The following is a 9,009-nucleotide window of genomic DNA, read 5'->3' as shown; positions in this document are numbered from 1 at the left end:
AGCCGGCCTTGTTCCGCTCGTTGGTGACCCTGCTCAACACCGCACAGGCCGGCGCCACCCTGAACATCGACAGCCCTCGGCCACTGGCGCTGGGCCTCCGTCCACGCGCTGCCCGCGCTCCGCGCCGCGCTGGAGCCCGCGCTGCCGGTCATCGGCACCGTCCCGGCCATCAAGCCCGCCGCGGCGGGCGGGGGGCCGGTGGCCATCTGGGCCACCCCGGCCACCACCGGCAGCCCCTACCAGCGCGGGCTGATCGCCGAGTTCGCCGGAGCCGTCGACGTCACCGAGGTTCCGTGCCCCGGACTGGCCGACGCCATCGAGCACGGCGACGAGGCCGGCATCGACCGCGCCGTGGCCGCCGCGGCGGCTCTCACTCCGCCGGGCGTACGGGCCGTGGTGCTCGGCTGCACCCACTACGAGCTGGTCGCCACCCGCATCCGCGCCGCCGTCCAGCAGCCCGGCCACCCGCCGCTCGTCCTGCACGGCTCCGCCGGGGCCGTTGCCGCCCAGGCGCTGCGCCGGATCGGCGCCGAGGCCGCTCCGACGGCCGAACCCTCCGGCACGCTCACCGTCCTGCTCGCCGGACACCCCGGCGCCCTGCCGGGGCCCGCCCTGGCCTACGCGGAGGGCCGCGCCCTCCAGGCCGCCGCCCCCGCCCGCTGAGGCCGCGGCCCCGGGCCGGCCGGCCCGAACGTGGGTACGCTGCTGAACATGACGGACCACCCCGAGAGCGCGCACGGCTCGACGCAGGCACCGTCCACCGTCTGGACCGGCCGCGCGACCAACCGCATCCAGTGGCTCCTGGCCCTCGCGGGCGCGGGCTGCATGGCTCTGGGCATCGAGCTGGCCGTCGGCTCGCCCTGGTCCTCCGGGTTCGCCCCGCTGCTGATGTCCGTCATCGGCTGCCTCGCCGCCGGACTACTCATCCTCTTCGGGACGCTCGCCTTCGTCCATGTGGCCGTGAAGGTCGACGGGGACGCCCTGGAGGTCCGCTGCGGCCACGCCGGGCTGCCGCGCCGCAGGATCCTGCTCGCCCATGTGGTCGGCGCGGAGTACGTCCCGCAGGTCAACCCGCGCCAGTGGGGCGGCTGGGGCTACCGCTGGCGCCCCGCGCAGGGCACCGCCGTCGTCGTGCGCAAGGGCGAGGGCATGGCCCTCCGGCTCGGTGACGGAGGCACCTTCACGGTCACGGTGGACGACGCGGAGAGCGCCGTACGGTTCATCCGCCAACGCCTGCACCTGACCGCCGCGGCGGAGCGGGACGGGGACCGGCCACGCGGAGCCGCAGGAGGCTGACCGGCTCACGTGGAACCACCGGCCGCCGACCGACTCCCCCGGAGCCAGCAGCCGCTGATCGACACACGCGGAGCCACCGGCCGCCGACCGACCACGCGGAGGCGGGGAAGACCCCCGGCGGCCCCGGGCCAGCACCCCCGTACACAGCCGCTCACCGTAGACTCCGCCGGGTGAGCGCCACTATGACCCCCGTCGACGACCCGCGGCCCGCGCCGGCCCCTCCGACCGCCGGACCGCCGCCGCGGCTCCTGCGCCCGGCCGCCGCCATCCTCTCCGGAGTGCTGCTCTACGCGAGCTTCCCGCCCCGGCCGTTCTGGTGGCTCGTCCTGCCCGGCTTCGCCCTGCTCGGCTGGGTCCTGCACGGGCGCGGGATGCGCGCCGCCTTCGGCCTCGGCCTGCTCTCCGGGCTCGGCTTCATGCTCCCGCTGCTCCGCTGGACCGGCGAGGACGTCGGCCCGGTCCCGTGGCTCGCCCTCGCCACCGTCGAGGCGCTCTTCATCGCGGTGGGCTGCCTCGGGATCGCCGCCGTGACCCGGCTCGCGTACTGGCCCGTATGGGCGGCCGCGGTCTGGACCCTGGACGAGGCGGTCCGCGCCCGGATCCCGTTCGGCGGCTTCCCCTGGGGCAAGATCGCCTTCGGCCAGGCGGAGAGCGCGTTCCTGCCGCTCGCCGCGCTGGGCGGCACCCCGCTGCTCTCCTTCGCCGTCGTGCTGTGCGGCTTCGGGCTGTACGAGGCCGCGCGCCGCTTCCGTACGTACCGCTCCACCGGGGAGATTCCCCGCGCGGCGGTCGCCGGGGCGGCCGGCTGCGTTCTCGTCCCGGTGGTGGCGGCGCTCGCCGCGCTCCCGCTGGTCGACGGTTCCGCCGAGGACGGCACCGCCACGGTCGCCGCGATCCAGGGCAACGTGCCCCGCCTCGGCCTCGACTTCAACGCCCAGCGCCGCGCCGTCCTGGACAACCACGCCAAGCGCACCACCCAGCTCGCCGACGAGGTCAGGGCGGGGAAGGCGAAGCAGCCCGACTTCGTCCTCTGGCCGGAGAACTCCTCCGACCTCGACCCCTACCTCAACGCCGACGCCCGCCAGGTCATCGACGACGCGGTCAAGGCGATCGGCGCCCCCACCGTCGTCGGCTCGGTGGTCGAGAAGGGCTCGGAGAGCCTGCGCAACACCCTGATCGAGTGGGACCCGGACCAGGGCCCCGTCGACACCTACGACAAGCGGCACATCCAGCCGTTCGGCGAGTACATGCCGATGCGGAAGGTCGCCCGGTTCTTCAGCGAGGACGTCGACCGGGTGCAGCGCGAGTTCGTCCCCGGCACGAAGGTCGGCGTCTTCGACCTCGCTGGTACGAAGGTGGGACTGGTGACCTGCTACGAGGCCGCCTTCGACGACGCCGCCCGCGACACCGTGCTCCACGGCGGCCAGATGATCGCCGTGCCGAGCAACAACGCGACCTTCGGCCGCAGCGAGATGACCTACCAGCAGCTCGCGATGTCCCAGGTGCGGGCCGTCGAACACGGGCGCGCCGTCGTCGTCCCGGTCACCAGCGGCGTCAGCGCGGTCATCCGGCCCGACGGCACGATCGTCGAGAAGAGCGGCATGTTCACCCCCGACGCGCTGGTCGCCGAGGTCCCGCTGCGCTCCTCCCTCACCCCGGCCACCCGGATGGGCCCGCTGCCGGAGGCCCTCATCGCCCTGCTGGCCGTGGCGGGCCTGGGCTGGGTGACGGTGACAGCGGTACGGGCTCGGAAGGAGCGGGGGACCGCGCGGTAGCCCCGTACCCGGCCACGTAGGCTCGGACCCATGGCGACTCCCGACTTCATCCGCACCATCCGCGCCACCGCCGGACACCAGCTGCTCCTGCTGCCCGGGGTGACCGCCATCGTCTTCGACGACGAGGGCAGGGTGCTGCTGGGGCGACGCGCGGACACCGGGAAGTGGTCGGTCATCGGCGGCATCTCCGAGCCGGGCGAGGAGCCCGCGCTGACGGCGGAGCGCGAGGTGCTGGAGGAGACCGGGGTGCACTGCGTGGCCGAGCGGCTGGTCCTGACCCAGGCGCTCCAGCCCGTGCAGTACGCCAACGGCGACCGCTGCCAGTACCTCGACATCACCTTCCGCTGCCGGGCGACCGGCGGCGAGGCCCGGGTCAACGACGACGAGTCGCTGGAGGTGGGCTGGTTCCCGCTGGACGGGCTGCCGCCGCTCGCCGAGTTCGCCCTCTTCCGGATCAAGCAGGCGCTCACCGAGGGCCCGGCCTGGTTCCGGCGTACCTCGGTCGAGGCCTGACCCGACGCGCGTACCCCTGTCACGCCCTACCCGTCCGGCCCCCGCCACAGATGGCGCACCCGCAGCCAGACGTCCCGTGCCTGCCGGCCCGCGGTCGTACGGCTCTGCGCCACGAGCCGCCGGGCCTGCTGAGGCGTCTCCACCATCGGCCCCGAACCGCGCAGCGGCTGCCCGGCCGTCTCGTGGAGGAAGAAGGTGGCCACCAGGCCGATCACCCCGGCCGCCATCAGGTAGTAGGCGGGCACCATCTCGTTGCCGGTGGCCTCCACGAGCCCGGAGACGAACAGAGGCGTGGTGCCGCCGAAGAGCGAGACGGAGATGTTGAAGGCGATCGACAGCGCGCCGTACCGCAGCCGGGTCGGGAACAGGGCGGGCAGCGTCGAGGCCGCCGTCCCCGCGAAGCAGACCAGAAGCAGCCCCAGCACCGCGCAGCCCAGGGCGGGCAGCAGGATCCCGCCCTGCCTGATCAGCAGGAACGCCGGTGCGGCCAGCGCGATCAGGGCCACGCTGCCCGCCATGAACACCGGTCTGCGGCCCCAGCGGTCCGAGGTGCGGCCGACCGTCGTGATGGTCAGCACCACCAGCAGCATCGTGCCCAGGACGAGCAGCTGGGACGTGGTGTCCGGCTCGCCGAGCGTCTGGGACATGTAGGTCGGCAGGTAGGACGTCACCGTGTAGTTGGTGACGTTGTAGAGCAGCACCAGACCCATGCAGATGAGGACCGCCTGCCAGTGGCGGGTGAAGATCTCCTTGAGCCTTCCCTTCCCGGACTGGCGCGCCTCCTCCACCGGATCGTTCTCCTTGCGCGCCTGCGCCTGCGCCTGGGCCTCCTCCTCGCGCTGGAACGCCGGGGTCTCCTCCAGCTTGAGCCGCATGTAGAGCCCGATCAGGCCCATCGGGCCCGCGACGAAGAACGGGATGCGCCAGCCCCAGTCGGTCATCCCGTCGGTGCCGAGGACGGCGGTGAGCACGGTGACCAGGCCGGAGCCGAGCGAGTAGCCGACGAACGTGCCGAAGTCGAGCCAGCTGCCGAGGAAGCCGCGCCGCTTGTCGGGGGCGTACTCGGCGATGTACGTGGTGGCGCCCGCGTACTCCCCGCCGGTCGAGAAGCCCTGCACCAGACGGCAGACCAGCAGCAGGAGCGGGGCGGCGAAGCCGATCGCCGCGTACGTGGGCAGGAAGCCGACGGCGAACGTACTGGCCGCCATCATGATCATGGTGAGCGCCAGGACCTTCTGCCGCCCCACGCGGTCGCCCAGCGGCCCGAAGACCAGTCCGCCGAGCGGGCGCACCAGGAAGGCCGCGGCGAAGGTCGCGAAGGTGGAGACCACCTGGGCGCCCGGGGAGCTGGAGGGGAAGAACACCTTGCCGAGCGTTCCGGCCAGGTAGGCGTAGACGCCGAAGTCGAACCACTCCATGGTGTTGCCGAGGGCGGCCGCCGTGACGGCCCGGCGCACCTTCGGCGGGTCGGTGACGGTGACGTCCTGTTCGCGCAGCGACCTCTTCCGTCGCCGGATGACCGTACGGACCATCCGTTCCACTGCGGCGTTGTCGTTCCCTCGGCGCGGCACCTTACGATTCTTGGCCGGCCGCCCGCACCCGGCCTCCCGGGCGGCCCGCACGGGTGACCCGCCACCGGTGTGACGGACCCGCGTGTCGCACCGGGGGGAACCCGCTCGTCATGAGGATGGAGGCACCGACAGCGACGGAGGAGCCTGAAGATGAACGCCCGTTTGAACGTGCTCGGCAGCCAGGCCGCAGGCACGGTCCTGAAGAACCTCACCGCGGCGAACCGGGCGGTCTCGGAGACGGGGCTGCCCGCCACGACGCAGGAGCTGGTGAAGATCCGTGCCAGTCAGATCAACGGCTGCGGCTTCTGCACCGACATGCACACCAAGGAGGCCGAGGCCGCTGGTGAGACGTCACTGCGCCTCAACCTGGTCGCGGCATGGCGGGACGCCACGGTCTTCACCGACGCCGAGCGCGCCGCCCTGGAGCTGACGGAGGAGGGCACCCGCATCGCGGACGCGGCCGGCGGGGTCCCGGACGAGGTCTGGGCGCGGGCCGCCGAGCACTACGACGAGGAGCAGCTCGTCGCGCTGGTCGCCCTGATCGCCCTCATCAACGCCTTCAACCGGCTGAACGTCATCAGCCGGCAGCCCGGGGGCGGCTACGAGGCGGGCCAGTTCGGCTGACCGGCGCGCGGGAGGCCGTCCGCCGTGCCGGGCCGCGCTCGGACACCCGGCTCGTCCGGCTGGACCTGGCGGAGGCGGCCCCGGCGGCCGAAGCGCCGGGGCCGTCGCGGAGGTTGCGGACCTGTCCGGAAGGGGAGGCGGTCCAGCGGGGACCAGGATGGCGATGTACCGTCAGCTCAAGGCTCCCACCGGCGGTTATGCGGTCAACGGCCTTGCACGGACAGTGAGTAGAGGAGAGACATGAGCGTCGACGACGTTGAGTTCCGCCGCAGGATCCGCTCCGACGTCCCGCACTCGGCGAGGGTGTGGAACGCCTGGCTGGGTGGCAAGGACAACTATCCCGTGGACCGCGAGCTGGCCGACGCGGTGAGCGCGGCCTACCCGCAGATGGTCGACATCGCACGTGCCTCCCGCGCGTTCCAGTCCCGCGCGATCCGGCACCTCGCCTCGCTGGGCGTCCGTCAGTTCCTGGACGTGGGCACCGGCCTGCCGGTGGCGAACAGCACCCACGAGGTGGCCCAGGGCGTCGCGCCCGAGGCGCGGATCGTCTACGTGGACAACGACCCCATCGTCCTCGCCCACGCCCACGCCCTGCTGACCAGCGCCCCGGAGGGCCGGACGGAGTACGTGGACGCCGACCTGTCCGAGACGGACAAGGTGGTGGACGAGGCGGCGAAGACGCTCGACCTGTCCCAGCCGGTCGCCGTGCTGCTGCTGTCGACGCTGGGGCACCTGACCCCGGCCGACGGCATCAAGGTCGTCCAGCAGTACATGGCCCGGATGCCCTCGGGCAGCTACCTGGTGCTCTGCGACACGGTGAAGACGCCGCAGACGCTGGCCGCGCAGGAGGCGTACGACTCCGGCGAGAACCCCCCGTACCTGGTACGTGAGCCGGAGGAGATCACCGCCTGCGCCGAGGGCCTGGAGATCATCGAGCCGGGCTTCCTGTCGATCGCGCTGTGGCGCCCGGAGGAGGACGACCCGGTGCTGGTCGACCAGTGGGGGCTGGTGGCCCGCAAGCCGTAGGGCGGCGACCGGGGCACAACCGGGCGGCGGGGGCTCCAGGGGAGTCCCCGCCGCTCAGCCGTTCTGCCGCCGGGCCGCGGTGTCCTCGCGCAGCTCGCCGGTGCGGCGGGTCAGCGAGTCGATCCGGTCGGCCAGTTGCCGCTGCCCGGACGGCAGATGCGGCCGGACCGCCACCAGCGGGTCGACGAGGAGGGCGGCGTCGTCCGCGGCGAGGGCCTGGCGCAGGTGGTCCAGCGCGGAATCCGCGGGGGAGGGCAGGCCGCTCAGAGCGGTGACCTGACCGGCGAGCGAGCGCAGGTCCGACGCGTTCTGTCTGGCCCAGGTGGTGATCGTCCGGTCGGCCGCACGCCGGTCCCGGGTGGCCTTGACCCGCTGCTCCCCGGTGGAACCCAGGGAGCCGGGGCGCAGCCGCAGATAGCGCCGCTCGGCCGCCTGCCGGCTGGCGACCCCGAGCGGGTCGGCCAGCTCGGCCCAGCTGGCTCCGGCCGCGCGGGCGGCCTCGATCAGCCCGCTCTCCCAGCCCGCGAGCCGCTCCCGCACCTCCCGCAGCAGCTGGAGCGAGGCCAGTGCCTGGGCCCGGTCCTGGCCGCCCTCCACATCGTCGGCCTGGTCCGCCGTGGCGGTCCGGGCACCACGGACCGCGTCGTCGATGACCCCCAGCGCCGCCGCGGCGGCGAGGAGGGAGACGGCGCCCGGATCGGGCTGCTCCGCTGCTGGCACGGTGACTCCTCCGTTGATCCCGTCGTTGCTGTCGTCCTTCCGGTGACATTTCATTTGTCATCGAATGGATGACATGCTACAACGGATTCAGGTGAAACGTGCGGGCTACCGCCCGACCGACTGGAGGTGTTTCCGCCATGCTCATGCGTACCGACCCCTTCCGTGAACTCGACCGGATCACCGAGCAGATCCTGCGCCCCGGCACCTGGTCGCGGCCCTCGGCGATGCCGATGGACGCGTACCGCGAGGGCGAGGAGTACGTGGTGGCCTTCGATCTTCCCGGTGTCTCGCCGGACGCGATCGACATCGACGTCGAGCGCAACATGCTGACCGTCCGGGCCGAGCGCCGGCCGGCCGTCGACACCGACGACGTGCAGATGGAGCTCTCCGAGCGTCCGCTGGGCGTGTTCTCCCGGCAGATCGTCCTGGCGGACACCCTGGACACCGAGCGCATCGCGGCCGACTACGACGCGGGCGTACTGACCCTGCGCATCCCGATCGCCGAGCGGGCCAAGCCCCGCAAGATCTCCATCGGCGGCGACTCCGCGCGCAAGCAGATCAAGGGCTGAACCCGACGCCCGTCTCCATGACGGGAACCGGGCCGGATCTCCCCTTCCTTCCCTCCCTCCTTCCCTTCCGGCCAGGCGCCCGTCCTCACCCGAGGGGGGACAGCCCGAGGGAGCGGTCACCGTGACCCCGCGATGGGAGGCGTTCTTGGACCGGGTCCAGGAACGCGGCACGTACGAGAACCGGGAAGAGGCCGAGCGCGCCGCGCGCGTCGTGCCGGCCCTTCTCGGCTTCGGCCATCCGCAGCCGCCCTGATCGGCCGCCGTACCCCCCAGGGGGTGTACGGCGGCCCTTTCGGAGCAGAAGCCAGAGACGACCGACCCGCAGTACCCGAGACGACCGACACCGCAGTACGACGAGAAGGGCTGCCGCCGCCATGATTCCTGAGCCTCGGACCATCGCCGCCCCGAAGGCCATGACGTTCGACCGGCTGCTGGAGAAGATCAGATACGAGGGTGCCTACCCCACCAGGGAGCGGGCCGAAGAGGCCCTCTGTGCCGTACTGGGCGGGCTCGGAGCCCAGATCACCGGCGAGGAGCGGGTCACCTTCGCCGCCGCGCTCCCCAGGGAGGCCGCCCTGGTGTTCACCGCCGCGGCCCCCGGCATCGCCCCGTCCCCGGCCGCCCACTTCGTGGACGACCTGGCCGCGCGGACCGGCGGCACCGCGGCCACCGCCCGCTGGGACGCGGGCACCGTGCTGACCGCGGTCGGCGCACTGATGGACCCGGCCCTCGTCACGCGGATCATCGAGGCCCTGCCGACCGGCTACGCCCTGCTCTTCGGCCGCGCACAGCTCACCACGGCGGCCTGAGAACACCGGCCCCCACGCGCAGATAGTGTTCCTTGCGCACGAAGCCGCGGCAGATCACCAGTTCGTCTTCACGACTGCGAACCAGCAGCAGGTCTTCGATAGCGTT

At 72.9% G+C, this 9,009-nt stretch carries 9 protein-coding genes and 2 pseudogenes; 9 read left to right on the top strand and 2 right to left on the bottom strand.

Annotated elements, in window-relative coordinates; all coding sequences use genetic code 11:
• Positions 1 to 93: 93 nt before the first annotated feature.
• The 4 genes and pseudogenes from AB0917_RS32140 to AB0917_RS32125 all read left to right on the top strand — a co-directional run.
• Positions 94 to 663, top strand: a pseudogene (locus tag AB0917_RS32140) (aspartate/glutamate racemase family protein); the annotation flags it as partial.
• Positions 664 to 711: 48 nt separating this feature from the next.
• On the top strand, positions 712 to 1,296 hold the full coding sequence (locus AB0917_RS32135) for a hypothetical protein (protein WP_366823238.1): 585 nt from the start codon (positions 712 to 714) through the stop codon (positions 1,294 to 1,296).
• A 182-nt stretch (positions 1,297 to 1,478) separates the two neighbouring features.
• Entirely contained in the window at positions 1,479 to 3,071 is a 1,593-nt protein-coding gene (lnt, locus tag AB0917_RS32130) for an apolipoprotein N-acyltransferase (RefSeq protein ID WP_366823240.1), read from the top strand.
• 30 nt (positions 3,072 to 3,101) lie between these two features.
• Complete coding sequence (locus tag AB0917_RS32125; RefSeq protein WP_366823237.1) at positions 3,102 to 3,584, top strand: NUDIX domain-containing protein; 483 nt, start codon at positions 3,102 to 3,104, stop codon at positions 3,582 to 3,584.
• Between the two features lie 26 nt (positions 3,585 to 3,610).
• Here the strand turns inward: AB0917_RS32125 and proP are convergent, their stop codons facing one another.
• Positions 3,611 to 5,116 carry a glycine betaine/L-proline transporter ProP gene (gene proP / locus AB0917_RS32120; protein ID WP_366823239.1) on the bottom strand — a complete coding sequence of 502 codons (1,506 nt, stop codon included), beginning with the start codon at positions 5,114 to 5,116 and terminating at the stop codon, positions 3,611 to 3,613.
• A gap of 189 nt (positions 5,117 to 5,305) precedes the next feature.
• Here proP and AB0917_RS32115 point away from each other — a divergent pair, with 189 nt between their 5' ends.
• Together AB0917_RS32115 and AB0917_RS32110 are read left to right on the top strand one after the other, a co-directional pair.
• Positions 5,306 to 5,779 carry a carboxymuconolactone decarboxylase family protein gene (locus AB0917_RS32115; protein ID WP_366823236.1) on the top strand — a complete coding sequence of 158 codons (474 nt, stop codon included), beginning with the start codon at positions 5,306 to 5,308 and terminating at the stop codon, positions 5,777 to 5,779.
• A gap of 240 nt (positions 5,780 to 6,019) precedes the next feature.
• Positions 6,020 to 6,805 (top strand): SAM-dependent methyltransferase, encoded by a 786-nt coding sequence (locus AB0917_RS32110; RefSeq protein ID WP_366823235.1) that lies wholly within the window; start codon positions 6,020 to 6,022, stop codon positions 6,803 to 6,805.
• 54 nt (positions 6,806 to 6,859) lie between these two features.
• Here AB0917_RS32110 and AB0917_RS32105 read toward each other — a convergent pair whose 3' ends face one another.
• On the bottom strand, positions 6,860 to 7,525 hold the full coding sequence (locus AB0917_RS32105; RefSeq protein ID WP_366823234.1) for an HSP18 transcriptional regulator: 666 nt from the start codon (positions 7,523 to 7,525) through the stop codon (positions 6,860 to 6,862).
• Positions 7,526 to 7,662: 137 nt separating this feature from the next.
• Here AB0917_RS32105 and AB0917_RS32100 point away from each other — a divergent pair, with 137 nt between their 5' ends.
• The 3 genes and pseudogenes from AB0917_RS32100 (at position 7,663) to AB0917_RS32090 (ending at position 8,903) form a co-directional block, all read left to right on the top strand.
• Entirely contained in the window at positions 7,663 to 8,094 is a 432-nt protein-coding gene (locus tag AB0917_RS32100) for an Hsp20/alpha crystallin family protein (protein WP_366823233.1), read from the top strand.
• A gap of 121 nt (positions 8,095 to 8,215) precedes the next feature.
• Positions 8,216 to 8,323, top strand: a pseudogene (locus tag AB0917_RS32095) (DUF2267 domain-containing protein); the annotation flags it as partial.
• 145 nt (positions 8,324 to 8,468) lie between these two features.
• Positions 8,469 to 8,903 (top strand): DUF2267 domain-containing protein, encoded by a 435-nt coding sequence (locus AB0917_RS32090; protein WP_366823232.1) that lies wholly within the window; start codon positions 8,469 to 8,471, stop codon positions 8,901 to 8,903.
• The last annotated feature ends 106 nt before the right edge of the window (positions 8,904 to 9,009 follow it).

This window comes from Streptomyces sp. NPDC007346, from assembly GCF_040703535.1.
Lineage (GTDB): Bacteria > Actinomycetota > Actinomycetes > Streptomycetales > Streptomycetaceae > Streptomyces.
This window is presented reverse-complemented; position numbering and strand designations above follow the sequence as displayed.

Excerpts from the sequence above, each read along its gene's own strand:
- AB0917_RS32135 (WP_366823238.1), top strand. The coding sequence starts at position 712 with ATGACGGACCACCCCGAGAGCGCGCACGGCTCGACGCAGGCACCGTCC.
- lnt (WP_366823240.1), top strand. The coding sequence starts at position 1,479 with ATGACCCCCGTCGACGACCCGCGGCCCGCGCCGGCCCCTCCGACCGCC.
- AB0917_RS32125 (WP_366823237.1), top strand. The coding sequence starts at position 3,102 with ATGGCGACTCCCGACTTCATCCGCACCATCCGCGCCACCGCCGGACAC.
- proP (WP_366823239.1), bottom strand. The coding sequence starts at position 5,116 with ATGGTCCGTACGGTCATCCGGCGACGGAAGAGGTCGCTGCGCGAACAG.
- AB0917_RS32115 (WP_366823236.1), top strand. The coding sequence starts at position 5,306 with ATGAACGCCCGTTTGAACGTGCTCGGCAGCCAGGCCGCAGGCACGGTC.
- AB0917_RS32110 (WP_366823235.1), top strand. The coding sequence starts at position 6,020 with ATGAGCGTCGACGACGTTGAGTTCCGCCGCAGGATCCGCTCCGACGTC.
- AB0917_RS32100 (WP_366823233.1), top strand. The coding sequence starts at position 7,663 with ATGCTCATGCGTACCGACCCCTTCCGTGAACTCGACCGGATCACCGAG.
- AB0917_RS32090 (WP_366823232.1), top strand. The coding sequence starts at position 8,469 with ATGATTCCTGAGCCTCGGACCATCGCCGCCCCGAAGGCCATGACGTTC.